Origin of the sequence: Bdellovibrio sp. HCB274, assembly GCF_047306075.1 — a bacterium.
Classification (GTDB): domain Bacteria; phylum Bdellovibrionota; class Bdellovibrionia; order Bdellovibrionales; family Bdellovibrionaceae; genus Bdellovibrio.
In genome coordinates, this window is the sequence record NZ_CP178623.1 from 3,019,331 (window position 1) to 3,045,348 (window position 26,018).

The 26,018-nt window shown below is 46.6% G+C and carries 25 protein-coding genes; 10 read left to right on the forward strand and 15 right to left on the reverse strand.

The features are described 5' to 3' along the window. Position 1: 1 nt before the first annotated feature. The 3 genes from polA to ACLWNV_RS14635 all read right to left on the reverse strand — a co-directional run bounded on the left by polA (position 2) and on the right by ACLWNV_RS14635 (position 3,360). The gene (gene polA / locus ACLWNV_RS14625; RefSeq protein WP_413585180.1) at positions 2-2,593 is read right to left on the reverse strand and encodes a DNA polymerase I; all 2,592 of its coding nucleotides are present in this window, start codon (positions 2,591-2,593) and stop codon (positions 2-4) included. A 58-nt stretch (positions 2,594-2,651) separates the two neighbouring features. Continuing rightward, positions 2,652-2,954 (reverse strand): helix-turn-helix domain-containing protein, encoded by a 303-nt coding sequence (locus tag ACLWNV_RS14630; protein WP_413585181.1) that lies wholly within the window; start codon positions 2,952-2,954, stop codon positions 2,652-2,654. Positions 2,955-3,054: 100 nt separating this feature from the next. Beyond that, a complete protein-coding gene (locus ACLWNV_RS14635; protein WP_413585182.1) occupies positions 3,055-3,360 on the reverse strand; it encodes a septum formation initiator family protein in 306 nt (101 codons plus the stop codon). 214 nt (positions 3,361-3,574) lie between these two features. Between ACLWNV_RS14635 and ACLWNV_RS14640 the strand changes: the two genes are divergently transcribed. The 3 genes from ACLWNV_RS14640 to ACLWNV_RS14650 are packed head-to-tail and all read left to right on the forward strand — an operon-like array spanning position 3,575 to position 5,671. Beyond that, positions 3,575-3,715: a hypothetical protein gene (locus tag ACLWNV_RS14640; protein ID WP_413585183.1), complete on the forward strand. Its 141-nt coding sequence runs from the start codon at positions 3,575-3,577 to the stop codon at positions 3,713-3,715. Between the two features lie 52 nt (positions 3,716-3,767). After that, positions 3,768-4,316: a 2OG-Fe(II) oxygenase gene (locus tag ACLWNV_RS14645; RefSeq protein WP_413585184.1), complete on the forward strand. Its 549-nt coding sequence runs from the start codon at positions 3,768-3,770 to the stop codon at positions 4,314-4,316. A 14-nt stretch (positions 4,317-4,330) separates the two neighbouring features. Continuing rightward, the gene (locus ACLWNV_RS14650; protein ID WP_413585185.1) at positions 4,331-5,671 is read left to right on the forward strand and encodes a hypothetical protein; all 1,341 of its coding nucleotides are present in this window, start codon (positions 4,331-4,333) and stop codon (positions 5,669-5,671) included. A 208-nt stretch (positions 5,672-5,879) separates the two neighbouring features. Here ACLWNV_RS14650 and eno read toward each other — a convergent pair whose 3' ends face one another. The 6 genes from eno to ACLWNV_RS14680 all read right to left on the reverse strand — a co-directional run bounded on the left by eno (position 5,880) and on the right by ACLWNV_RS14680 (position 11,078). Beyond that, positions 5,880-7,148 (reverse strand): phosphopyruvate hydratase, encoded by a 1,269-nt coding sequence (eno, locus tag ACLWNV_RS14655; protein ID WP_413585186.1) that lies wholly within the window; start codon positions 7,146-7,148, stop codon positions 5,880-5,882. Further along, on the reverse strand, positions 7,141-8,202 hold the full coding sequence (locus ACLWNV_RS14660; protein ID WP_413585187.1) for a hypothetical protein: 1,062 nt from the start codon (positions 8,200-8,202) through the stop codon (positions 7,141-7,143). The genes eno and ACLWNV_RS14660 overlap by 8 nt, the downstream gene beginning before the upstream one ends. 141 nt (positions 8,203-8,343) lie before the next feature. Next, a complete protein-coding gene (locus ACLWNV_RS14665) occupies positions 8,344-9,450 on the reverse strand; it encodes a CpaF family protein (RefSeq protein ID WP_413585188.1) in 1,107 nt (368 codons plus the stop codon). Positions 9,451-9,467: 17 nt separating this feature from the next. Next, the gene (locus ACLWNV_RS14670; RefSeq protein ID WP_413585189.1) at positions 9,468-9,917 is read right to left on the reverse strand and encodes a cupredoxin domain-containing protein; all 450 of its coding nucleotides are present in this window, start codon (positions 9,915-9,917) and stop codon (positions 9,468-9,470) included. A gap of 28 nt (positions 9,918-9,945) precedes the next feature. Continuing rightward, positions 9,946-10,224 (reverse strand): cytochrome, encoded by a 279-nt coding sequence (locus ACLWNV_RS14675; RefSeq protein WP_413585190.1) that lies wholly within the window; start codon positions 10,222-10,224, stop codon positions 9,946-9,948. Between the two features lie 236 nt (positions 10,225-10,460). After that, positions 10,461-11,078 carry a hypothetical protein gene (locus tag ACLWNV_RS14680; RefSeq protein ID WP_413585191.1) on the reverse strand — a complete coding sequence of 206 codons (618 nt, stop codon included), beginning with the start codon at positions 11,076-11,078 and terminating at the stop codon, positions 10,461-10,463. A gap of 174 nt (positions 11,079-11,252) precedes the next feature. Between ACLWNV_RS14680 and ACLWNV_RS14685 the strand changes: the two genes are divergently transcribed. Together ACLWNV_RS14685 and ACLWNV_RS14690 are read left to right on the forward strand one after the other, a co-directional pair. Next, positions 11,253-12,035 (forward strand): DsbA family protein, encoded by a 783-nt coding sequence (locus ACLWNV_RS14685; protein ID WP_413585192.1) that lies wholly within the window; start codon positions 11,253-11,255, stop codon positions 12,033-12,035. Between the two features lie 120 nt (positions 12,036-12,155). Further along, positions 12,156-12,542, forward strand: coding sequence for a HEPN domain-containing protein (locus tag ACLWNV_RS14690; RefSeq protein ID WP_413585193.1), 387 nt, complete (start codon positions 12,156-12,158; stop codon positions 12,540-12,542). Positions 12,543-12,600: 58 nt separating this feature from the next. On the opposite strand, the gene ACLWNV_RS14695 is transcribed toward ACLWNV_RS14690, so the two are convergent. Both ACLWNV_RS14695 and ACLWNV_RS14700 read right to left on the reverse strand, forming a co-directional pair. After that, on the reverse strand, positions 12,601-13,359 hold the full coding sequence (locus ACLWNV_RS14695) for a murein L,D-transpeptidase catalytic domain family protein (protein ID WP_413585194.1): 759 nt from the start codon (positions 13,357-13,359) through the stop codon (positions 12,601-12,603). A gap of 122 nt (positions 13,360-13,481) precedes the next feature. After that, on the reverse strand, positions 13,482-14,807 hold the full coding sequence (locus tag ACLWNV_RS14700; RefSeq protein ID WP_413585195.1) for a hypothetical protein: 1,326 nt from the start codon (positions 14,805-14,807) through the stop codon (positions 13,482-13,484). Between the two features lie 234 nt (positions 14,808-15,041). Here ACLWNV_RS14700 and ACLWNV_RS14705 point away from each other — a divergent pair, with 234 nt between their 5' ends. After that, positions 15,042-15,812, forward strand: a complete 771-nt coding sequence (locus ACLWNV_RS14705; RefSeq protein WP_413585196.1) for a hypothetical protein — start codon at positions 15,042-15,044, stop codon at positions 15,810-15,812. A gap of 9 nt (positions 15,813-15,821) precedes the next feature. Here ACLWNV_RS14705 and sfsA read toward each other — a convergent pair whose 3' ends face one another. Then, positions 15,822-16,553 carry a DNA/RNA nuclease SfsA gene (gene sfsA / locus ACLWNV_RS14710; protein ID WP_413585197.1) on the reverse strand — a complete coding sequence of 244 codons (732 nt, stop codon included), beginning with the start codon at positions 16,551-16,553 and terminating at the stop codon, positions 15,822-15,824. 183 nt (positions 16,554-16,736) lie between these two features. Between sfsA and ACLWNV_RS14715 the strand changes: the two genes are divergently transcribed. Both ACLWNV_RS14715 and lpdA read left to right on the forward strand, forming a co-directional pair. Next, on the forward strand, positions 16,737-18,404 hold the full coding sequence (locus ACLWNV_RS14715; RefSeq protein ID WP_413585198.1) for a 2-oxo acid dehydrogenase subunit E2: 1,668 nt from the start codon (positions 16,737-16,739) through the stop codon (positions 18,402-18,404). Positions 18,405-18,406: 2 nt separating this feature from the next. Next, a complete protein-coding gene (gene lpdA / locus ACLWNV_RS14720) occupies positions 18,407-19,831 on the forward strand; it encodes a dihydrolipoyl dehydrogenase (protein WP_413585199.1) in 1,425 nt (474 codons plus the stop codon). Positions 19,832-19,943: 112 nt separating this feature from the next. Here lpdA and ACLWNV_RS14725 read toward each other — a convergent pair whose 3' ends face one another. Continuing rightward, on the reverse strand, positions 19,944-21,017 hold the full coding sequence (locus tag ACLWNV_RS14725; RefSeq protein ID WP_413585200.1) for a hypothetical protein: 1,074 nt from the start codon (positions 21,015-21,017) through the stop codon (positions 19,944-19,946). Between the two features lie 54 nt (positions 21,018-21,071). Beyond that, positions 21,072-22,352, reverse strand: a complete 1,281-nt coding sequence (locus tag ACLWNV_RS14730; RefSeq protein ID WP_413585201.1) for an acetyl-CoA C-acetyltransferase — start codon at positions 22,350-22,352, stop codon at positions 21,072-21,074. Between the two features lie 91 nt (positions 22,353-22,443). Between ACLWNV_RS14730 and ACLWNV_RS14735 the strand changes: the two genes are divergently transcribed. Together ACLWNV_RS14735 and ACLWNV_RS14740 are read left to right on the forward strand one after the other, a co-directional pair. Then, positions 22,444-23,001: a TetR/AcrR family transcriptional regulator gene (locus ACLWNV_RS14735; RefSeq protein WP_413585202.1), complete on the forward strand. Its 558-nt coding sequence runs from the start codon at positions 22,444-22,446 to the stop codon at positions 22,999-23,001. Positions 23,002-23,101: 100 nt separating this feature from the next. Continuing rightward, entirely contained in the window at positions 23,102-24,292 is a 1,191-nt protein-coding gene (locus tag ACLWNV_RS14740) for a clostripain-related cysteine peptidase (RefSeq protein ID WP_413585203.1), read from the forward strand. Positions 24,293-24,353: 61 nt separating this feature from the next. Here the strand turns inward: ACLWNV_RS14740 and ACLWNV_RS14745 are convergent, their stop codons facing one another. Beyond that, entirely contained in the window at positions 24,354-25,961 is a 1,608-nt protein-coding gene (locus ACLWNV_RS14745; RefSeq protein ID WP_413585204.1) for a hypothetical protein, read from the reverse strand. Between the last annotated feature and the right edge of the window lie 57 nt (positions 25,962-26,018).

A 26,018-nucleotide genomic window follows, 5' to 3' on the forward strand; every position in this document is an offset into this window, starting at 1 on the left:
ACTAGTGAGCTTCGTCCCAGTTATTACCAATTGAATAATTCACTTTTAGTGGAACGCGTAGTTTGGCTACGTTTTCCATGATGCTGACCAACTGTGGAGTGATTTTTTCCAGGTTGTCGTTGAAGTCTTCGAAAATCAATTCGTCGTGCACCTGCAATAGCATTCGCACTGGAACTGTCTTGTGGACTTCGATCATGGCTTTTTTCACCAAGTCGCTGGCTGTACCCTGGATTGGGGCATTAATAGCTGCGCGCTCGCCGAATTTCTTAAGCATGGCGTTTCCGGATTGAAGTTCGTCGATATAACGACGACGACCGAATAACGTTTCAACGTATCCTTTTTCATGGGCGATCTTCACCGTGTTTTCGATGTAATCACGAACGTTTTTAAAGCGCGTGAAATAGCGATCGATAATGTCCTTACCTTCTGTTCGGGATATCCCCAAAGTCTCTGCCAGACCGAATGCCCCCTGCCCGTAAGCGATACCAAAGTTTACGGCCTTGGCAGTGCGACGGTGGTCCGCATTCACTTCGCTCAGTGGAATATTGAAAATCTCTGCCGCGGTTGCCGCATGGATGTCCAGGTCTTCTGCGAAGGCTTTACATAAGTTGGGATCTTCAGAAATGTGGGCCAAAATTCTTAGTTCAATTTGCGAGTAGTCGACTGACAAAAGCTTCATGCGCGGATTTGCGATGAAGGCCTTACGAACCAGTTGCCCGCGTTGGGTACGAATTGGAATATTCTGTAAGTTCGGAGACGTGCTGGAAAGACGACCCGTCGTAGTCAGTGCTTGATTGAAGCTTGTATGCACTCGCCCGTCTTTTTCCTGAACCATGGCTGGCAACGCATCCACATACGTGGACTTTAATTTTGAAAGCTCACGCCATTGTAAAACTTGTTTTGCAATTGGATGATCCAGACCTTCCAAAACGTCTTCGCCGGTCGAGTAACCTGTTTTCGTTTTCTTCCCGGCAGGCAGTCCCAGCTTTTCAAACAGAATCACACCCAATTGTTTTGGACTTCCCACATTGAAGCTTTCGCCTGCCAATTCGTGAATTTGCTTTTCCAGAACTTCGATTTCTGATTCCAGCTCTTTGCTTAGGTTGTGCAAAAGATTGGTATCAATGCGAATCCCCAGGTTTTCCATAGACAATAGAACTTTGACCAAGGGGAGTTCAAGCTCGCGGTAAACTTTTTCGCCGTGAAGTTCGTGAAGCTTTTTATCCAGAGTTTTCGCAAGATGCAGTTGGGCGTTGTACAACTGGGACGGTGTCGTCATCTCTGGAAGGGCTTCACCCATGTGCTTTTGATAAATTTTTGAAAAATCAGAGGCATCAGCGGCTTTTAGAACGTAAGCCGCAAGCATTGAATCCCAATCCGCACTTGGATTCTTGGCTCCGATTTTGTGCCATAGATCCTTAAGATCATAGCCTTTCCATTGAACTTTAAAAGTATCGGTCAGCTTGCCCAGAAATTCTGAATCAGAAACGGCGATAATATCGTTATCTGTGCCGATGAAAACACCTCGGGCATCGTGGAAACCCCATAGTGGTTGTCCTTCAGCAAACATTCCTGCGAGTTCTTTTGTGGATAACGTCTTTTCCGTGAATTCTTTGGTTTGGTGATCAGCCAACATCGGCGTTGCCAAAGCGTCTGGTGCAGCTGCCGGTTTCGCTGCCGCCGAGTAGTATGCCTTACCTGCTTCTGCAGAAGTCATCGGAGCCGCGGACGGTGCAGCCCCTGGTTCGCCAAAGAGATTTTTCTCGAAGGTTTTAAAGTTGAACTCACGCAGGAAATTTCGAAGTTCCTCATCCTTACGCGGACGCAGACGATAGGATTCAATATTGTGATCCACCGGAATTTCAGTCGCGATCGTCACAAGTTTTTTACTTAGCAAGGCCATTTCTTTGGCATCGATCAATTTTTGGCGAACGCTTTTGCTTTCGACCTGATCGATGTTCGCGTAGATGTCCTCGATATGTTTGAATTGCTCCAGAAGCTTAATCGCCCCTTTTTCGCCCACACCTTTAACGCCTGGAATGTTATCGGAAGTGTCCCCGACGATGGCCAGATAGTCGATGAACTGATCAGGACGCACTCCCCATTTTTCAAATACGCCTTGAGCGTTGTAACGGTGATCTTTCATCGTGTCGTAAAGGATCACGCCATCTTCGATCAATTGCCCAAAGTCTTTATCGCCACTGACGATGACAACTTCAATGCCGTTTTTCTTACCGACTTTTGCCAGCGTTCCGATGATATCATCCGCTTCATAACTTGGGATCTCGAGTGCGGGAATACCCATGATGTCTGCGAGTTGTTTGATGTAAGGAATTTGCACAGCAAGATCTTCCGGCATTTCTGTGCGGTGAGCTTTGTAGTCATCGTACATTTCATGTCTGAAGGAAGGCTCTTTACGGTCGTAACAGAAAACCATGTATTCAGGTTTTTCTTCCTTCATCAGCTTCGTGATCATGGAGATAAAACCGTAGATGGCATTAACGGGCATGCCCTTAGGCGAAGTCAGTTGTCTGATCGCGAAGAAGGCGCGAAAGAACATGGAGCTGACATCAATTAGGTAGACTTTTTTCATAGGACTCTCCCGGTATTTTCCAAGTGGAAAACCTACAACGGGAGAGTTGGATTGTCGATTATTCTAGGTCTGCTTTGACGCGAGAGAAATCAATTTGATTGAGGGCATTTTTATCGCACTCGTTTTCACAAGCGGGAGTGAAGCGCACTTCATCAGAGCACTCATCTGCTTGACGGTGAATCAGTGCAAGTTCGCCCTTGATTTGTGGATTAAAAAGAAGTTCGCTGCTGCCGTCTTCCCATGCTTGGATATCTGTCAAAGAACACTTTAGACGACGAGCCATATCCGAACGACTCCACCCAAGACGCAATCGAAGTGCGCGAAGACTTTCTTTATTCCATTCAGTTGAGTTTTCGATCATAAGCGTAAACCCCCGGTATTACTTTTAAATAAAAAGTATTTAGAGCTGAGATACTATTGCTAGTATACCGGAGCGACATCAAATAACTACTTGCGTTAGACTACTGTTCAGGAAAAACGAAAACTAAATCGTGCTCACCCGCCAGGTCTAATTTATCGCGGGCCTGACGCTCGATGAAGGCTGGATCTTTGGCTTGCTTTAGCTGGACTTCAAGGCCAAGTGTGGCTTTTTTGCTATCACTGATCTCGGTGGAAATACGGTCGAAATCCCGGTGCAGTCCCCATAGGCGCCACAAGTTGCCGTTCAAAACGATAGAAACCCCGAAGATGATCATGCAGATAAATGCAACTCTTCCTGGGTGATTAAGTAAACGGCGTAATCCGACTGCGAAGCGACTGTAAGACATACAAAAAGTCTAATTTCGTCGCCCGCCGCTGGGTAGTCCAGATCGGTCTCCCTTAGTGATCTTCCTCAATCCGAGAACCCAATCCGGAACTCGAGACACGAATTCCATAAGACCCCTCTATTTTCGTTATGAAGCCCCTCTACCTGTGGCCCCTGCCTTGCTTTGAGGAATCCGCATGAATCAATTTCGATTCCCAAAAACAAAGGACCAATAAATGAAAGCCGCAAACTTCTTCGAATCAATCATGTCTGAACGTAATAGAGCTGGCCAAGGCGTACAAAGAGACCTTCCAGATAACGACATCCCTGCCGAGATCCGCTCCCTCCTTCAAACAACGCCAGCATCAAAAAAATAACTTATCAACGTAAAGAGCATTCAAACGTGCTCCCTATAATTCAGGATTATCCATGGAATATTTAAAACCTTGGCCACACTTCATCTTCGACAACTTCCTTCAGGATGATTGTTTAAAAAGACTTCAGTCACTACTGCCTGAACATCAAAACAACTTCCGCAAAGATGACGAAGATGACATGGAGATCCGTTACAAATTCCTTCCTGACCTCGAGCTCGCAAAATACTTTCTGGGATCAGACTTTAAAGCATTTCTGGAAAAGACTACGGGACTTTCCCTAAAGATAAATGAAAAAAGCTTAGTGCAATTACGAGTCATGACTCCCGATTCTCCTGCTATGCCTGCGCACGTAGACAATCAGGATCAAAAATCCCTGGTCTGCCTTTTATATGTGTCACCAAACTGGAAGAAAGAATACGGGGGCGAACTTTGCCTGCTGAAAGAAAAGTCTGCGAACGCTCTATCCAGTACATCGAAAGTGATAGCTCCAATTAGTAACCGCATGGTTCTTTTTTGTTCGGAAGACTCATACTGGCACAGCGTAAAAAGCGTAAACCACGGGCTGCGATATTCCATCATTATGGAATGGATAATTAACTAAGATAGGACGAGAAAATGAAATACCTTACTCACTATATTGAAAAGAAAAAGCTTTTGTTCGCATTCTCGCTGATCACGGCTCAACAAGCACTGAACGCTTTCGGCACTTACGCTCTGGCCAAAGCTGGTCTTTCTTTTGAGAATCGTGAACAATTCATCTTGTGGACACTTGCCAGTATTTTGCTTTTTATCCTGTCGCCTTTTATCAACATTTTTATCCGTCGCACGGAAAGCAACCTTAGCTTCGATGCTTACAGAATATTTTTGCAGGAAAGTTTGTTCTCCAAAGGTGGAAACTCATCTCTGTGGCAAAGTAAAAATTTAAAGGACCGCTTTCTTGCCTCTATTGGCTCAGATGCCAGTGATTATCTGGGTCTCGTGCTTTTTATCAGCATGGACATTTACTCGTTTGTTCTTTCGATTGTTTTGGGTGTTCTTACACTTAGCTTTACAATTGATATGTCATTACTTCCGGCCTTCGCATGCTCGGGGTTTCTGAGTTTCCTGGTGTACCGCAAGTTCAGCCAAAAAGTTGAAGCACTCTACAATACTGATCAGTCGGCGCGCACGGCACTTGTGGGCCACCTTTTGAAATCCTGGGATAACGTCCTTCTGAAAAACTCCGGCATTCTGAAAAACTACCAAAATAATTTTGATCAAAGGATTTCATCCGCGCAATCACAAGCTATCAAATCTGCGACCGCCAGCGAGCTTTTGATCTTTGCATTAGGGTTGGCGACCGGCTTGCCGGTTTTAATTTCCGCTTGTTGGATTATCTGGAATTCATTCTCGAACACTCAGGTACTAGTCGCACTACTAGCGACTCTGCCAAGACAACTGAACATTCTGGGCGTATTTCGCAATGTCTTTCAAAGCTTGACGAGCCTTCTTGGTGTGGAAGCAAAATTTAGCGTGTTGTGCGAAGGCACGATTATTCCAGCAAGAAAACTGGAGGCATCTATCAAGACCGAATTAATCACAATCAATCAGAAATCATTTTCTGACATTAAAGAAATGATCAACAACTTTGAACAAAACCCAACAGGCCGATTCGAAATTCGTGGAGCAAATGGAGCAGGCAAATCAACATTCCTGTTACACCTGAATCACAACTTGGACAATTCAGTCTACCTACCGACCCATCCCGATTTGATGATTGGCAGCGACACATATTCGACTCGCTCGTCCGGAGAAAACCTACTGGCCCACATCGAAGTGCTGGCAAAATCACCAGAAGAAATCATCTTGCTGGACGAGTGGGACGCAAACCTAGACGAAGAAAATCTAAATCTAGTAAACACCCGAATCAACGAAATCTCCCAGACCAAAACAGTCATCGAAGTCCGCCACAGATAAAAAAAAAGCCACTCCCCAGAGTGGCTCAACAAAAAGCGGCGCGCGAAGCGCCAGCCAAAAGATGTTTTAACCCAGAACCAAGCACGCTTCAAAAGCGTGCATATCCAAGGCGGGCTGGTTGAAAAAGCGCGCAGGCGTACTCCCAGTACGTCGGAGCGATTTTTCAATCAGACCAACGCAGGAGATGCGCGCTTTTCAAGCGTGCGCCTTAGCGGAAGGCGGCTTTGTCCCAGTATACTCCCATCCCACCAAGATCTTCTTCGATTCTTAGTAGTTGGTTGTACTTAGCGATACGTTCAGAGCGGCACAAGCTGCCGGTTTTGATTTGGTGGCAGTTCAAAGCGACTGCTAGATCGGCGATGAATGTGTCTTCTGTTTCGCCAGAGCGATGAGACATGACTGTTTTATACTTGTTACGTTGAGCAAGATTTACAGCTTCGAATGTTTCAGTCAAAGTTCCGATTTGGTTTACTTTAACCAACAATGCATTCGCTGCTTTTTTCTCAAGGCCCATGCGCAGGCGTTTTGGATTTGTTACGAACAAATCGTCGCCCACCAACTGCATTTGGTTGCCCATAGCTGCAGTGATGTTCACCCATGAATCCCAGTCGTCTTCAGCGAATCCGTCTTCGATTGTGATCAATGGATATTTTTCTGCCCAGCCCTGGTACACTTTCAACAACTCTGCTGGAGTGATCAAGTTACCGTCGAATTGGTACTTGCCGTCTTTGTACATTTCAGTTGCAGCAACGTCCAAGCCCAGGAATACGTTTTGACCTGGATCATAACCAGCATCAACGATCGCGTTCATGATCAAGTCCAATGCTTCCTGGTTGCCAGACAATTTCGGAGCGAAGCCACCCTCGTCACCTACTGCGGTCGTCAAACCTTTTTTGCCCAGGATCTTTTTAAGAGCGTGGAAAATCTCTGCACCTGCGCGAAGAGACTCAGCGTATGAGTTGTTCACAGTTGGAACGATCATGAATTCCTGAATGTCCAAACCGTTGTTGGCGTGCGCGCCACCGTTCAATACGTTCATCAAAGGAACCGGCAAGCGGCAAGCCTGTGAACCACCGATGTAGCGGTACAATGGAAGATTTACGTCAGCAGCAGCCGCTTTTGCAGCAGCCAAAGAAACTCCCAGGATCGCATTTGCGCCCAGGTTGGTTTTGTTTTCTGTTCCGTCGATTTCGCGAAGAACTTTATCAAGATAAACTTGCTCAGTCGCCTGAAGGCCCAGGATCTCCGGAGCGATTTTTTCGCGGATGTTGTCCACGGCTTTGAATACGCCTTTACCGCCGTAACGGTTTTTATCACCATCACGAAGTTCACAAGCTTCATGCGCACCTGTGGATGCACCTGATGGAACTGCTGCGCGGCCGACGTTGCCATCTGCTGTACCGATTTCAACTTCAACCGTTGGATTACCACGGCTATCAAGAATTTCACGAGCTACGACACTGATGATTTCAGACATGATGAGTTCCTTCTTTCTCGGAATGCTTAGAGTTCATTTTTTTAACAAGTTCCATACTGTTGAAAACAGTGCGCGGGTATTCTGTTTTTACGAATTCCCAATCCACACGTCTCATGGCTTCCTTCACCGCAGGATTGGTTTTCCCCTGGGAGGCAAGCATAGTGATCAACTGCTGAGCGCGCACCATGTAATCATGCATGCGTGCCAGGTTTTGATTCAGGGAATACGCCGGTGACTCAACGTCAAAGCTTAAGTGCGACAGTGAACCTTCGTGAGGAATCAGGGATGCGCGATTTTCTTGCGCCACTCCCGCTTCTGTCTGAGCGACCAGCTGCTGTCTTTGCTTTTCAAAAACGCGAATCTTGTCTTCAAGATCGCCCACGTATTTTTGCAGATCCTCGCGCTCGCGCTGAGTGCGCTGCAAATCATTCAGCAAACTTTGGAACAAGTCAGGGCTTACCTGATGTCCCACGTTTTCATTTTCCGTGAAGATCGTTTGCTGTTGTGTTGCCCAGCTCAATTTCAGAGTGATACCGGACCACTCGCAACTCGCTAATGGTTGACCCACGTAAACTGGCAGGGACTCAAACGCTGCTTTCAAATACGTCGTTACCAACGGGTACTGCTCTGCCGGCAAAGGCAAATCGAAAGAGATGCTGACTTCGTCTTTACGAAGATTGTCGATCGGTGGTTTTGGCGAAATGAAATAGGACAGGAATTGTTCAGGCTGATTAAAGATTTCCTGCGGACGAGGCATCATGCGCAGAACGCTGTCGAGCACTCCCCATGCACGCAATTCAGGTCCGTTGTGACCTGCGCGAGTCAGGACATCACAATCTTTTTTGAGTGGAAGTCGCAAACACATTTCAAGGAATTGCTCCATGTCCGGAGCACTGATCCAGTAAGAAGAATCCCGCAACAGTTCAACTGGCAGATGAATTTGTTCATAGAGAGGCGTAAGGTCTTCACCTTGCTCTTCCAGAACCGTCAAAACTGAGTTGGAGATCTTACAACTAAAATGCACGGAAAAGTGATAGCCCAAAAGCGAAGCCATTGAAATAACTATATTATAGCCAAACTCAATTGCGCATCGCGTTCCCCAAAGGCGCCAGCCACCCTTTGGGCGAAGGCGCCAGCCACCCTTTGGGCGGATTTTATTTTGCGGCGCATCCGTAAGTAGGACCTGGCACCGAAATTAGGCGGCTTTTTGGAACTTGGATTTTGGGAATGGGAGCTTGTTGTCGATTATTTCGTCCATAAAGGTTGGGACGTTGCCTGTGGACTCAAGTTTGCCTTCAAGTGTTCCATCGGGGCGACGCACCAAACGACCCAATTCAAAGATTGGTACTACGTCGTACGAACCATCTGGAAGGAATCCGCGAACCTCACTGATAGCACCAATTCGACGCGAACCGTCTCCGTAACGGGAGATTTGGACGATCAAATCGATGGCCGAAGAAACCTGCTGGCGCAAAGCACGCTCGCTGATCTTTCCGTCCCCGCCTTGAGCCAAAGCTTCCAGACGAACGATCGCATCTTCCGGCGAGTTCGCATGCACAGTGCCCATGCAACCTTTGTGACCGGTGTTCATGGCATTCAAAAGTTCCAGAGCTTCGCCCGAGCGAACCTCCCCGACGATGATGCGATCCGGGCGCAAACGCAGAGCGCTCTTCACCAAATCCTTGATACTGACTTCGCCTTTACCCTGAGCATCGGCCATGCGAGTTTCAAACATCACCAAGTGTTCATAATCGACCTGCAACTCGGACGAGTCCTCGATAATCAACACACGCTGACCTTTGGGAATACGCGAACACAATAGTGACAACAACGTCGTCTTACCGGAACCGGTACCGCCGCTGACGATAATATTTTTTCCCAGGAACATCGCGATATCCAAAAAGCGCGCGCCGTCCTCGGAGATTGTGCCCATTTTGATGTAGTCGTTAAAAGTGATTTTCGTGCTCGTAAATTTACGAATCGAAAGAGTTGTGCCCTTACGTGACATCGGTGGAATCACCGCCGCGATACGCGAGCCATCCGGCAAACGCGCATCCAGGCGCGGGTTCTCGTCGTTGATACGACGACCGACGGATTGTGCAATGGAGTTTACGGCTGCACGCAGGTCATCCTCGGAAGGAAACTTTTCAGCCACCTTCTCGAGTTTACCTTTGCGTTCGACGAAAATTTCGTGGGGACCGTTCACCAGAATTTCAGATACACCCGGATCATCAAGGTACTTAACAACAGGACCGAGGTTCTGCTGAATCGTCTGCTTGAAAACGTTCGACTGATCCGACATGGGTGCACCTAGTTCGGTTAATTAGACGCCGGTTTTCTGCCGCCAGGGACAGAATTCGAGTCTGAATAAATAATAAATTTGCCTTGAACTGCAGTTTCGGGACATTGGTAAGAAAAAATGCCGTCTGTCTTAGGCATCACGTTGAATGTTTTTTGCTCGCCGAAAACCGTGTTGTGATGTTCAGAGAAAGCATCCAAAACAAAGCTGACATTTTTTTCTTTGCCGTTCACGTTCACCACGTGAATGCGATAGCTGTTGCCTTTTTTCAAGCGTACAGTATCCGGAACAAAACCTTTATCCGTGTTCATGATAACGATGTCCTGAGCCGGTTCGACAGAGTCGAATACTTTTCCCAGAATGCTGACGGATTGATCTTCTTTGATGCTTGCAGGCAGGCGATCGTCGTTCGTCACCTGGTTAAAGTTAACCTGACGACGGGAGAAATCCACTTCCCATGCATTTGCCACGCTGGTGATGAAAAAAGCCGTTACAAGACTAGTGCAAATCTTTACGGTCTTGGAATTCACAAAACTCACGAGCGACCTCCATAGCGATATAACTTACGGATCTTTGATCCATCATGTGCAGCTTCTGGATTAGTAGATCTTTGTTTCCGCGGCAGCCATTAATGCTTTGGAATGCATCACTTAGCAGATTCGGGTTCGCCATCATTTCCTTAGTCACTTCAGCCCAATCGAGCTTAAGAACCGGATCAATAGCACCCACTGCGTATAGTGCATCAAACATAATTTGCAAATCGCCTTGAAGAAACATCGAATCCTCCATCTGCTTGCACCTTGATTTGCGAGATCAAAGCGGAGAGCATCCTGCCCCCTATTACCTGTTGTTTCTATCGGTAGGAGTTCGTAAGAACTTGAGTCAATTTGAGGCGATTTTCGGGGACTTGAGGAGGTCTTTAATTTGACGCTGGTCTCTGGTCAGAAAGTACCGTTGGCCAGTCTGGTCGAGGGAAAAAAATGCCGGTTCTTGAGAGGAACCGGCGAACTTATTTACTTCTTTTTCTTGGTATCAGCTTTAGGAGCATCCTGTTTCTCAATAGGATTCTGTTCAAGCACTCTCTTCGCCAAATCCGATGGAGAATCCCCCACCTTCATGCCACGAAGGCTACGCTCATTTTTTGCCTCTTTGGTCATTTGGATTTTTGCGTTGCGGATTTTTTCCAAAAGTTTACGTTCGAAGCCACCTTTTTTGGCATAAGGTTTTGCTTCTGCAACGAAGTTTTCCAAAAAGACAGCGTACGTATTTTGAATGACAGGTTTTACGCTTTTTGGATTCTTCAAAGCATCCACCGCCTCGTCCACAAGAATCGTCAATGCGTTTTCCCATTGATCCAATTCATCAAGTTTGGTGCGCAACGGGCCCACGACTTTGTCGATCATGTCATCCGTGCCATCCGGGCGGGAGAAAACAGCCTGAAGAGCTTCCTTCAAAGGAATGTACTTCTCGTCAGCCATTTCTTCGGACTCCTGAATCTTTTCATTGATCAGTTCGTTCATCTGATCAAGATCCTTCGTCGCAAGGGTTGCATAGTTAGCGATAAGAGCTGCTTGTGCGTTAAGGCAAAAAACAGTCGCGAAAGTTGCTAAAATAAAATTTGTTGTTTTCATAGATTCCAGTCTAAACACACAAAAACTTCACGCAAGTCCAATCACTTCATGCAGCATGGCAAGATTAGGGTACAGGACTTAGGTTAGGCTTTTTTTCCTTCCCTCGTTGGAAAAACATGGCACAATGGGAGGGCTTTTGAGATTTAACAAATATAATCCTTTATGGAGGCGACATTGAAAGCATTAAAACTAGCTACAATTTCAGCGTTGGCACTTTCCCTTGTGAACTGTGCTCCGTCTGCAAAACAACTTAAAGAAGCAGTAGAAAAAGATCCAAGCATCGTTTTCGCAGCTATCGAAAAAGACCCTGAGCAATTCATCGAAGTGGTGAACAAAGCAGCTCAAGGCGCTCAAAAGAAAGCTCAAGAAAAAGCAATGGCTGAAGAAGGCAAAAAGCGTGACGAAGAGTTCGCAAGTCCTTTGAAAGCTGAGATCCAGGAAGGCCGCGTTGTTTTCGGTCCTAAAGATGCAAAAGTTACTATCGTTGAATACACTGACTTCGAATGCCCATACTGCGCAAAAGGTCACGCGACTGTTGACGAAGTGATGAAAGCTTACCCTAAAGATGTACGCGTTGTACTTAAGCACTTGCCGTTGGATTTCCATCCATTGGCGATGCCAGCAGCTCGTTACTTTGAAGCAATTGCAATGCAAGACCATGCAAAAGCTGAAAAGTTCTACAACATCGTTTTCGAAAACCAAGGCGAACTACGTACTAAAAAAGAGGCTTTCTTGAAAGACTCTGCGAAAAAAGTTGGTGCGGACATGAAACGTCTTGAAACTGATCTTAAATCAGAAAAAATCACGAAAATCATCGATGCTGACATGGAAGAAGCTAAGAAATTTAACTTCTCCGGTACTCCTGGTTTCTTGATCAACGGTGTATCACTTCGTGGTGCGTACCCGTTCTCTGAGTTCAAAGACATTATCGACCGTCACTTGAAAGCCGGCAAATAGTCGTCTCTTCTTTAGAGAAACAACAAACCCACAATTCGAAAGGATTGTGGGTTTTTTTATTTCCAAAAATCCCCCTGTTCGAGATAATATTTTGCTAACCACAACATCGAAGAGGTCACCATGAGCGTTTCCACAGCCAAATCCTTAATTCTAAAAGCCCAGGACAACATCGATATTGCCCAAAAAAATCTCAATGATGATAACCAGCACGATATCGTGGGTTACAACCTGGCCCAAGCCTGCGAACTTTATCTAAAAGCCATGATGTCTTTGCGCGAACTTCAGTTCCCGGATGGCGACGACGGCCATGATTTGGATCATTTGATGACTACTTTGGAAGAGGAAGGTTTCTCTGAAATCTCTTCCCACGCCGATGTTATCGAGCTTACTCAATACAACTCCCCTAGCGCTCACGTTCGCAAGGATGAACGCCTGGATATGGATGAGTATATCGGTTATGTGAATGATCTTAAAAAGCTGGTTGGGGAACAACTGAAGCTTTATTAATGCCAAAAAAAAAGCCGTCTCTTCAGACGGCTTTTTCGTTCTTAATCATATCTTGAATCTATTTGGTTGCAGAGGCGTAGATGATAGATCCGCCCTTAACCATGTCGATGACTTTCGTGCGATAGCTCATAGTCACCGCAGGACAACCCCAACTGCGCCCCTGAATCACGCTGGATTCAGAAACATAGTCAGCACCGTGGATCACGACCGCGCGGGAGCGGGCTCTGGAATTTGTTGATGACAAACCATCCAGACGCAGGGAATAGCCATGGCTGCCACTGTAAGTTTCAGCGGTTTTATAGATACCCACTGAACTTGCATTTGAACCGGAGACATTACTGAACGTATTCGCATAGCCGTCATGGTCAGGATCAGAACCTTTACCGTGTGCTACGTGGATGCTCCAAACCTCTCCCGATTTCATATTGATGATATGGAAACGTTTTTTGGTTGAAGACAAACTGAAATCCAATACTGACAGATAGTCAGAGTTTTTGATCGTTTTCAGATTTTTATCGTAATACAACAATGCATTTTTCAACATTGTTTGGTTCACCGTTTTACCGGTGTCTACATAAGAATACTTTGCAAGAATCTGGGCATCAGTTTGCGTGCCTGTATCCGTGCCACTTCCTGTGTCGGGAACTTCGGGTTCCGCCGGTGGAATTGTTTGTGCAGTATCACCTGCGGATTGTTCTGTGTCTGGATCGTCAGCTAAAACTGTAGAAGAGCTTTCAAAACCGCCTTTTGCACAGGCTGCCATTAAGAAAGTGACGGATAGTAAAGCCAGAACATTCTTCGTTGCTTTGAATGTCATTTGGACCTCCGTGTTAGTTACACAGAGGTTTTCGGCGCGCTCATGTTTCAACTTTAAACATTTTTATTCTGTCGGAATTGTCGACACGAGACTTTCGTGAAGTGTAAGCATCCTTTTCAATTTCATTCACAAACTGAAGTCGTGGGATCTGCTTTACATCCGAGTGCTTTTTGAATTTCAGACGGTGCAAACAAAACTTTGTCCACACGACGGGATGATTTTGGATGGGGAACAGAACCAGAGTCCTGATATTTTTCCGGATTAAGCAGTATCTCTTTATATTCTGCAAACGGAGGACATTCTTTTTCAACCGCTACCGCAACTCGGTTGATGGCGGCGACTTTCACGTTCTGACACTCGGAACCTGCGATGAAGAGCTGAGCTTCGTAAGCAAAATCTTTGGCCTGCTTGGGATCGGTGATCTCAGAAACTTTTTGCGCCATAATCTTTGCTGACATCCAGTCCGCAAAACCTTCCTGCATGTCAGCGTTGCCGGAAAATCCCCGACAGTGCTGATGAGTCGCAAAGTTTTGGGAGACGTCGGATTTTTTCTTTTTGAAGTCAGCTTTTACTTCTGAAGACAACGGCCCCATTTCCTGGGCCAGCGAGTCTTCTTCACCAGTGATTCGTGCGATGATACTTTTTTCGCTGACAATCTTTGCACCCATCGAAGTGGGCTTTGCCAGGCAGCTGACCACGTCCTGCATTGGGTTCTTTCCAGCAGGAACAGAAGTTCCTGCGATGTGCTTGTGGGCATTGCAAGGATCCACCGAGTGGCTGATTTCGTGACTTAAAATCGAAAACAATGTTGAATCCGGCAGATTCAACATTTGCGGGCATACTTCTATGGAGTTGGAGTCTGACTGATAGGTAGCATTCGGAAGCCCGCACCCTGCCCGGTCCATGGCGAATGCATCTTTGAACAAGGGACTCGTCATCTTGACTGATTTCAGTCGTTTGATTTCCTGATCAATCTGCGCAGAGTTTTCCGCGGTTCTTCGCTTCTCTAACAAAGCGACCGCCCTTTTTTGAACGTCAGAAAAAATACTCTGCGTGCGCGCGAGCTCTGCCTTGTAAGCGGCATTTGATTTATCCAGCTTCAACGGATTTACGAAAGGATTCTGCGTATCAACTTCCGGTAAGGGTTTTCCCAGACAGCCTTCCACTTGCTTGGCCAAGCGGAGGAAAAAGAAATTGGGAACCGATTTTCCGGCGGCGTTTTTATAAAGATAGAAGTTCTGACTTTGACTGCGCAGCTGTTGGCAGTAATCACCGAAGTCACACTTCGCAACAGTCGGAACCTCACACGCGACTGCTGTTTTTTCACTTTGGCTTAGTTCCGTGCGAAGCTTTTCCAGGTTTTTAAACAAGGCCTGATAATCCGGCTCGCTTTGGGCAAACGCGGATACGGATACAATCAGCAAAATGAATGAGTAGAAAACAGCCATTCATCTCATTCTACCGACATTTATAACGATTCCAAACTCCATGCAATCTAATGGTGCAAATTGCTGTAAAGGTCCTGAAATCAAACATCTAAATAAGAGTGGTACACACATCTGAGGAAGTTTTGGTCACCTATAGGTAAATTTACCCTGCCAGGGTCAGATTCTTAGGTAATAGCTAAACCGTGGGCTTTGTGAAGGTCCCTCGCTGGCACTTATCTTGTATCACGGGCGAGCATGCGTATTTTGATTTTACTGACTATTTTACTTTCCGGGGTTTCCGTTCTTGCGGGAACGGATTCTGCTTCGGAAAAGCGGGTTGTTTTCAATCCGGTAGTCAGTACTTCAGCACGCACACTGCCACAGTGGCGGTTTGGGTACCAACGGACTGGCGGCGCCAACATTAACACGCACTTGCTGACCAATGCCGTGAGTGTCGGGGTGTTGCCTCGCCTGGAAATCGGTACAGTTCCGATGTTTTATGCCGCCGCCCCTGGAAGCAGCAACTATACCGCGAAAGTAAATTTCTATCGGGGCGAGCAAGTTGACTGGGCTGTCTCCTTTACTGAATCACGCTTTAAATCTGAAATTAAGACTAGCGGAGGCGTTGTTGAAAGACCGGACCTGCTACTGCAGTCAGTTCAGTTGGGTTTGAACTATCGCCCCGAGTGGAATGGAAATATCACATTCTCACCGTTTGCAAACAACGTGTGCGGTCGTATCGAATCCAAAGATCCGTGGGTTTTGATCTACTCCTTAAAGTGCGAAACAGAATACGGTCTGGACTTTCAATATCAAATAAAAGATCGTGAATGGCTGACCTTGGCATACGGTCATTTACGTGAGGCCGGGCTTTCTCCTTACGAACAGTTGAATGCCGGCGTCGGTGTGGCTTGGTCACAGTTCCGCCCGAAAGAAATGTTCTCTCGGCCCTCTGTGGGATTATACTACATACCCGACACGCAAAATATCTTATACCTGCTTTCAACCACCTTCTACGAACTCTAACCTCACGCTCTAAAGCTGAACCGGAAGAGTCATTTCTGAAAGAGTCGCCTCTGTCGGAGTCAGGTCCACAACGAACGGGGAAATTTTCAAACCCTTCGCGGAAGCCTCACGCAACAGTCTGCCGTATTCTGGATCGATATCATCTGCGGGAGCAAAAGTTCCGCAGTCCTGGCGCTGCACTGTGAAAACCAACTCTGCCGTGTGTCCCAGCTCGATCAAAGCCATTAGTTCTTTCAAATGCTTTTGCCCGCGCTCGGTGACAGCATCGGGGAACTTCGCGACACCCTCTTCACCCAACGTGACGTTCTTCACTTCGATGAAGTGCATCTTGTCGGTGTCTTTTTTCTTTAAGGCAAAATCCAGGCGGGTTTCAGCAGAGATTTTATACTCTGGCTTGGCTTCGTCAAAAGATGCCCAATGGGCAAAGCCACCTACTTGGTCGTTCTGCTGACCGATCACTCGCAGTACGGTCTCCTTAACTACTGTGTTTGGAGTCGAAGTATTGACTCCCACCCATGATCCTGTCGGAGACTTCACCATCTCAAGGGTGAATTTCAATTTACGTTCAGGATTATCGGACTCCGAAAAAAGGCACAACTGACCGGGGTTGTTCACGCTTTTCATGCTCCCGGTATTGGGAACGTGCGCCACGATCGTCTGACCTTGAAACTCAATGTCAGCGAAGAAGCGTTTATAGCGTTTTAGGAAGGTGCCTTCCTGGAGTTTACGAGAATATTTCATAGGGACCTCAATTCGGGTTGTAAAATAGCAACGCCAAACGCCCGAATTCAACCCTGAAACCGCTATGTTGCAGAGGGAAAAACCAATTTATTTATGCATGGTGTTAATCGGTGCAAATGAGCCCCCATCGCAATAGAAGGGAGTGTTTGATTTTAAAGGCTAATATTGAAAGGAACTCCCTGTATGGCAACTGATGTAAAACTGCCTGAACTTGGCGAAGGCGTCACTGAAGGTGAATTGGTTAAATGGTTGGTTCAACCTGGTGATTCTGTAAAAGCAGATCAACCTATCGCTGAAGTATTGACTGACAAAGCAACTGTAGAGGTTCCATCTCCAGTCGCTGGTACTGTAAAAGATTTGAAATTCAAACCGGGCCAAGTGGTTAAAGTTGGTTCGACGATGATCGCTCTTGACGCTGGCGGTGCAGCTTCCTCCTCTGCTTCCTCCTCCGCTAAAGCTACGGCGGACAAGCCGGCAGCAACTCCTGCTCAGGCGGGCCAGCCCGCCAAAGCCCCAGCGGCGGCGGGTAAAGCACAAGATGTTAAACTTCCTGAATTGGGAGAAGGCGTAACAGAAGGCGAACTAGTAAAATGGTTGGTTAAATCTGGTGACTCTGTGAAAGCAGATCAAGCGATCGCTGAAGTTCTAACTGACAAAGCCACTGTTGAAGTTCCAACTCCAGTAGCGGGCGTTGTTGGTGAATTGAAATTCAAAGCTGGCGACGTTGTTAAAGTTGGCTCAACTATGATCACTTTGACTGGCGCTGGTGGCTCAGCTACCGCAACATCTGGTGGTGCGGCAGCAGCGGCACCTCAAGCGGCAGCAGCTTCCTCCTCCGCTAAAGCTACGGCGGACATGCCAGCAGCTAAAGCAGCGGCACCCGTTGCTACTTCTTCTGCAGCTACAGCTAACGGCATTTTCCCGCCTGTTGCTGATTCTAAAGTTCTTGCGACTCCGGCGACTCGCCGTCTTGCTCGCGAAACTGGCGTAGATATCAACGGTCTTTCTGGTTCTGGTCTTGCTGGCCGTGTAACTCGTGAAGACGTATTGGCAGCAGGTGGCGCTGGTACTCCAGCGGGCGCCGTAGCTTCAGCGAAGGCGACTGGCATGACTATTCCAAGACCTGCTTACCAAGGCCAAGCTGGTGCCGCTGAAGAGCGCGTAGCTCTTATCGGTATCCGCAAACGTATCGCTGAAAACATGCAGCGTTCAAAACAAATCATCCCTCACTTCACTATCATGGATGAAGCTAAGGTTGATGCTTTGGTTGCGCTTCGTGAGTCTTTGAAAGACTTCGCAGAGAAAAACGGAACTAAGATCACTTATCTTCCAATCGTGATGAAAGCCATGGTTGCGACGATCCGTGAATTCCCAATGTTCAACGCTTCTATCGACGATGCTGCTGGTGAAATCGTTTACAAAAAATATTTCAACATCGGTTTCGCAGCTGACACTCCAACAGGTTTGGTTGTTCCAGTTATCAAAAACGCGGATCAAAAAACGATCTTGGAAATCTCTAAAGAGATCATCGACCTTTCTAAACGTGCCCGTGATGGCAAGTTGAAACCAGATGAAATGAAAGGCGCTTGCATCACTGTGACGAACATCGGTTCTATCGGTGGTACTTACGCAACTCCAGTGATCAACCACCCTGAAGTGGCGATCCTTGGAATGTACAAAATCGACGAAAAACCAGTTATCAAAGATGGCCAATTGAAAGCTATCAAAACAATGAACTACACAATGACTGCCGATCACCGTTTGATCGACGGCGCATTGGCTGCGAGATTCTTGGCTGCCTTCATCGGCCGCATCGAGAACCCAGGTAAACTAATGGTGGAGATGCTATAATCATGGCTCAATCTTTTGACGTAGTAGTAATTGGAGCAGGTCCTGGTGGTTATGTAGCCGCTATCCGCTCTGCTCAACTTGGTTTTAAAACAGCAGTTATCGAACGTGAATTCCTGGGTGGCGTATGCTTGAACGTGGGTTGTATCCCATCTAAAGCGATGATCACGGCGACTCACCTTCTTCACAAAGCTCAACACAACTTCAAAGACATGGGCTTGATGATCAAGGGCGATATCAACGTTGATATGAAGCAACTTGTGAAGTGGAAACAATCCGTTTCAGACAAAATGTCCAGCGGTGTTGGTCAACTTCTTAAAGGTTACGGCGTAACTCACATTAAGGGCGACGCTGAATTCAAATCTTCTAAAGAAATCTCTGTTAAATCATCTGCAGGTACTGAAGCGATCACGGCTAAGTACTTCATCGTGGCTACAGGATCTCGTCCTATTGAAATCCCTGGTTTCAAATTCGACGAAAAAGATATCTGTTCTTCAACTGGCGCATTGGCATTCGACGAAATTCCAAAACGCGTGGCAGTTATCGGTGGTGGTTACATCGGTCTGGAAATCTCTTCTTACCTGCGCAAATTGGGTACTGAAGTGACTGTGATCGAAGCAATGCCTTCATTGCTTGCTGGTGTTGTTGATCCAGATTGCGCAAACATCGTGGTACGTAAGCTTGATAAAGCTGGCGTAAAAATCATGTACGGTGCAAAAGCTAAATCTCAGAAAAAAGCCAAAGACGGCTACGAAGTGACTGTTGAGATCAACGGTAAAGACGAAGTTGTTAAATGCGACAAGATCCTGGTAACTGTTGGACGTCGTCCAAACGGTGACCAAGCGAACTTAAAAGCTGCGGGTATCGCAGTTGACGAGCGTGGCTTTGTAAAAGTGGACGCTCAACGCAGAACGAACGTTCAAAACATCTTTGCTATCGGTGATATCTGTGGTCAGCCAATGCTTGCTCACAAAGCTTCACATGAAGGTGTGTTGGTTGCTGAAGTTATCTCTGGCGCAAACCGCGTTTACGACGCGAAAACAGTTCCAGCAGTTGTATTTACAGATCCAGAAATCGCATCTGCAGGTATGACTGAAGCTGAAGCGAAAGCGAAAGGTCACACAGAACTTAAGATCGGTAAATTCCCATTCGGTGCTAACGGCCGCGCTGTGAGCATGATGGAAACTGAAGGCTTCGTAAAAATGATCGCTGATGCGAAGACCCATATTCTACTGGGTGTTCACATTGTGGGCCCTGAAGCTTCTAACTTGATCTCTGAAGCAGTTCTTGCGATCGAGATGGGCGCACGCATTGAAGACTTGGCTCTTTCAATCCACCCTCACCCAACATTGGGCGAGACGATCATGGAATGTGCTGAGGCAACATTGGGTCACGCGATCCACATCATCCAAAAGCCACTTAAAAAGTAGGCTTTGTTAGCACACTTCGGCTCGAGCGAAGTTTCAAAATCTAAATCTAAAAGGGAGTTCAACCAAACTCCCTTTTTTTTGCGCCGAGCTAAGGAATAGGACCTGGCACCTTTTAGAGGATGTCGAGAGGGTTTGTGGGTTTGGCGGCGGTGGTTTTTTCGCGACCGAATAGGAAGTCTAATCTTAGGTTGATCGAGGTCGTCGGCGTGAAACCGTCTGCGAGAGACCAGGAGCAGACCGGTGTAAGTTCCAGGAAAACCCACGGTACTTTTTTGAATCCAGTTCTGTAGGTGAAGCCAGCGGCGTAGCCGTCGCCGTATAGTTCCAGCTCGTAGGATCTGACTAAGAAACGCAGATCGAACGAGAAAAGACTTTTGTCTTCGAAGCTGTAAATCCATGAGGGACCGTGAACTGTTCCAAACACAGAGGGCTCACTCATGTACCAGTTTGCCTGATTCAGAAAACGAAACAGGAAGTAGCTGCTAAATGCGTAGTCCGAAGTCACCGCGACTTTGCTTGACCATAATGCTTCCGAATCCCAGCCAATTTCATTTTGCCAGTAATCCACCCACTTGTCTGTCAGATAGGTTCGCGAGAGGCGAAGCTTACCGAAATAAGCAATGGGCCACTTCCAACGAATTCCAGTTTCAGTCGCTAGATCCCAGGGATTTTGTTCTTTGAACTCTTCCAGGGAAACAAAATCTTCGTCCAACACGGAGGTAGGTGGCTGATCAGGCTTACGAGTCCAATAGTCATTAAAGGCGCGCTCGCGCTCTTTCAAATTGGGCAAGCTTAAGGTCAAAGAGGTTGAGAAGTTGTTGTCGAAGGTTCCTTGATTGGCGTTGTAAAAGCTCGTAGTCGTGATTTTAAGACTGCTTTTGTAATATTCATCCAAGGCACGGTCGTTACCAAACAAACCATCGACCTTATTAGCCAGCAAGATCACGCGATCTGAAACCATGTCACGGGAATCCGTGATCATACGCCCGGTTGACGACATAAATCCATTTTGGGTTTTGGTCTTGCCGATACTTTTTCTTTTTGCGCGGGTTGCTTTGCGCTGGGAGGTGGTTACTGCTGAAGCACTCCCCGTTGCCTGAACAGTTTCAGTAACGGGAACATCCTGAGCTTGAGTGTAAGCTGGAATCAGGAATGGAATGAATACAAGCAGACGCTTCAATGACAACGTGACCTCTGACAATGATCATATAAGATCACTGTCAGTTGTCACGAAATCATCTTATCTCTCTACGATTGCTGTTACACCCATACCACCTGCTGTACAGATCGAGATCAAACCTCGACCACTGCCTTTTTGCGAAAGCATTTTTGCAAGCGATACCAGAATGCGACCACCAGTTGCAGCGAAGGGATGACCTAAAGCCAATGAACCACCATTGATGTTCAGTTTACTACGATCAATCGAGCCCAGAGCTTTTGTCAGTCCCAATTTTGTTCGGCAGTATTCTTCCGACTCCCACGCTTTCAATGTGCACAGCACCTGGCCTGCAAAGGCTTCGTGAATTTCATAGAAATCAAAATCCTGTAAAGTTAAACCATTACGCTCAAGCATACGGGCAACCGCATAAGTTGGTGCCATCAACAGACCTTCACCACCGACATAGTCCACCGCTGCCACTTCAGCATCAGTCAAGTATGCCAAAACGGGCAAGTCGTGTTTCTTAGCGAAGTCTTCGCTGCCTAAAAGTACAGCCGAAGCACCGTCAGTCAAAGCTGTGCTGTTACCCGCTGTCAGTGTTCCCGTACCTGTTTTATCGAATGCGGGTTTTAATTTCGCAAGCTTTTCCAAAGTGGTATCGCCACGAACCAAAGTGTCTTTTTTAAGACCTTTGAATTCAAACACAAGATCTTTAAAGAACCCCGCATCCCAAGCCTTGGAAGCATTCTGATGACTGGCCAAAGCAAGCTTATCTTGTTCTTCCTGAGAGATATGCCATTCCTTAACCATAAGCTCGGTATGCTGACCCATGGAAAGACCCGTGCGTGGTTCCACCACCACCGGAAATTTCGGCTTCAAGTCTTTCAATGATAGTTTAGCAAATTTTGCCAGACGACCTGCCAGGGATTTTTCTTTCTGTGCATCCATCAGCTTCCAGGTGAATTCGTGAGGCAAAACACCTTGGATGTCACTGTTGGTATCAGTACCACCCGCAATTCCACTTTCAATCTGGCCAGCTGCGATTTTTAAACCGATATGCCACGCCGTCTCTAAACCCGTGCCGCAGGCTCTTTGCACATCATATCCTGGCGTGTGCGGATCAAGACCTGAACTTAAAACGCTTTCACGAGTCATGTTCCAATCGGCTGCATTTTTCATAACAGCACCTGTGGAAACATCACCCACACGAACGCCTCTGATATTGGTCTTATTCACCAGATCCTGCAAAACCGCCGTCATCAACTCCTGATTGGAGGTGCGAACATAGTTCGTCTGGGATTTTGTAAACGGAGTTCGGGATCCCGCTAGAATTGCAATGGGTCTCATTTGTTTGGTTTTCATACGCAGTCCTTTTCTGGCTTGATTACCTACCTACTGGTAGGTAGAATACCCCTGAGAGACCCCCAAAGCAAGTCCAATCACGGAGACCTGAATGGAAACAAAGAAGCTAGCCCTTGAAGCCGCCAAAAACCACCTGCAATTACGCGGGTATAACGGCTTTAGCTTTCAGGATATCGCTGACGAACTGGGAATCCGCAAAGCCAGTCTGCACTACTATTTTGCCTCAAAAGAAGACCTGGGACTGGCACTGATCGAGGATTACTCACAGGCCTTTCAGGATTGGCTAAAAAAATATGAAGATCACCATGCACTGGAAAGAATCAAAAAATTCATCGACATGTATTACTCCTTTTCTCAAGACGGATTAAAAGTTTGCCCCGGTGGAGTGCTTTGCATCGACTTCAATACACTTCCACCCAAACTAAAGAAAGCTGTCGTGGAGTTTCAAAGTGGCCAACAAGAATGGCTGACCGAACAATTCAAAACCGGTTGCAAACAGGGTTCGCTTAAAAAAGATATTAAACCAAAAGAGACAGCGCTCCTTTTAATGAGCACTTGCCAGGGAGCTTTGCAAATCGCCCGCATGCAGAACAATCCAAAGATCATGAAAGCGGCCTGCACTTCTTTACTTCAGTATTTAGAAAAATAGCGCGGCCACCACAACCAAAGTCCTGAACATTTGTTAAGAGGTGGTGGCTTTGGTCCGCCATAATGCTATTCTGCAAGCACCCATTTTTCATGGAGGAAAAATGAATCACGTTTTGCGCGTTTTCACTGTGTGCATCTTTATGCTTGCTTCGTCTTTTGCAGTCGCGGCTACCCAATCGGTCAAAGAATGGAACATGCTGGTTTTCCTGAACGGGAATAACAATCTCGACAGTTTCGGTCCGATGAATATCAATCAAATGGAGCAATTGGGTTCGAACGATCAGGTCAATGTCCTGGTTCAATGGGCTTCTGCAAGCCGCGACAATGTAACACGTCACTTGATCACAAAAGACAGCAACACAAACACTGTCACCTCCCCTGTCGTTCAAAACCTGGGTTCTGTGGATATGGGTGACTGGAAAGAGCTGGTAAAGTTTGTCGACTGGGCGAACCAAAACTATCCAGCGAAAAAATACTTCATCGTAGTTTGGAATCACGGTGGTGGTTGGCATCTGTTAAATGTCCCTGGAGTTATTCGCCCGATGGATATTTCCTGGGATGACAACACTGGCAATCGCATCACAACCGAACAACTGGGTCAGGCGATGGCAGAGTCCGCAAAAATCATCGGTCACAAAGTAGATGTTTATTCTTCCGACGCCTGCCTGATGGGTATGGTGGAAGTTGCTTCTGAGATGTCTGAATCAGTGCAGTACTATCTGGGCTCCCAAGACGTGGAACCGGGCGCAGGCTGGCCTTATGCAACCTTCCTGGCGAAGTGGTTTAACAATCCCGCCATGACACCTGCTGAACTGGTGAAAGTGCACGCGGCAGACTATCTGGCAGCTTATAATGGCGGAGTCTATGGCCATCGCAAAGTCACAATGTCGGCATATGATTTGTCTCAACTTGATACTTATGAACAGTCACTAAAACGAATGGCTGAAGAACTTCAGGGATTGAATGACGGAGATATTTTCAAAGTGGCGCGCTCTGCCAAGAACGCGAAACTTTTCACTTACTGGGATTATAGAGACGTAATCGACTTCGTGGATCTGATTTCCCGCAACGGCATCACGACTCCCGCGATGCAGTCAGTGCGTGATGCGCAGAACAGTTTCGTCATTGCGAACTCTCAAAATCAAGATAACAGAACTTATGGCGTTTCCATCTGGCTTCCGACTGGAGCTTCTTCATCTGATTACAGCGGTCATATTGAAAGGTATCACGGATTGAAGTTCAACCAACGTACCGGCTGGGCCAATCTCGTTACCAAACTTCAAGGGAAATAAAAAAGAAAAGCCCGGCTTAGACCGGGCTTTTCAGTTTTTGAGATATCCATTTCTCTAATAATTATTTTACGCAAGAGTAGTAAACTTTGTATTCGCCTTGTGGAAGGTCATTAGTGAATACCATGTTCACACCGTTCACTGCGAATGCGCCAGAGTATGGTTGACCATCTTTCAGCACAGTCACTGACTTAGTAGCATCAACCACTGGAGCACAAGTCAGAGTGAAAGTTTTCAATGTTTTACGGATACCATCTGCGATACCAGTCACTTGAGCTGCATAGTCTGCGGCACACACGTCACCGATCACACCACCAGTCAATTTAGAGAACTGTTCGTAGCGGTAACCGTAAGCGTAACCATTGGTAGACTTACAAGCCGTATCACCTGGACGAGTGATGATGGAGTGGAAGCTGAATGCTTTTTGACCACCGTAAGTTTGGCTTACGAAGTTCAACAAAGATTGCGGGTCATTTTTAGTACCGTTTTTAGATTCGTCTTCGTCAGAGATAACCAGTACTGAGAACTGTGCATCCGGACGTACGAAGTTCACATTACCACCGCTTTGAGAAAGAGATCTTTCGATCGCACGGTAAGTTACGTATACCGCTTGCTCGTCACCGCTACCAGTTTCAGATCTTTGCAAAGTCGCACCCAAAACAGTTTGCGCTTCAGAGTCAGCCATTGCTGAAGTCAGGATGTATTGACCTTTTTTACCAGTCAGTTCAACCAGACGACCATCACCCAATTTCACATCACGTGGATCTGTCGTCGTAACCGCGATCTGCCAGTCCAAACCTTTGATCACACTCAAAAGATTCTGAACACGTTTCGCCATGTTTTTCTGTTCGTATTCCATGGAGCCGGAGTTGTCGATCACGATCAACAAGTCCACTTTTTTGTTCGGAGTAACCTGGACAGTTTGAACGAGTGATTTGTATTTAGATGACACTTCAAACGTGATGGACTTTCCAGATGAATGAGCCAGTTTATCTGTTGCTGATACCGCCAAAGTATATGTGCCAGAGACCATACTTGGGATTTTAATTGTGTTTGTGCCGGCCGCGCAGGGTTTAGCAACACCCGCGAAAGTACAAGTCACTTTATCAACACCAGCGCCTGCATCAGTCACTGTGAACACGATTTCAACGTCATTACCCTCTTCTACTGTAGAAGTAGGATATTTTGCGAAAACGATTTCAGGACCCATTTCGTCAATCAGGATGCTTGCGTTCAAACACTCAGACACACGGTTGTCATAGTCTTTATATTGAACACTCAACGTTACGTTTTGATTGGATTTGGCACTTTGATACATTTTCTCGTCTACGAAAGATTCCCATGTACCGCCAGAGCAATCCGCACCTTCAGACAACTTTAAATAAGCCGCTGAAAACACAGAAATGAATGACAACTCAAGGTTGGAAGAATCTGTCAATTTTGCGCCACTGTTGATCTGGAAAACAGCTGCTTCGCCTTGTGGCGGTGTTGGTGTTGGGCTTTCCTCTGGGCTTGGTGAAGGTGTCGGAGAAGGTTCAGTCACCACACTGAAATCACCGTTTGTGTTGCTGCCGGAGCCAGCGCTACCAAATTCTACGCTACCTTGGTTCTCGAGACATGCCGTAAGAGTAACACTTATTGTAAGTAGTATGGCCCATCCTAGATTCTTCATATCAATCGCTCCTCATGTGCTTGTACCTACACATTGTTGCGATATCTTCGGATGAAT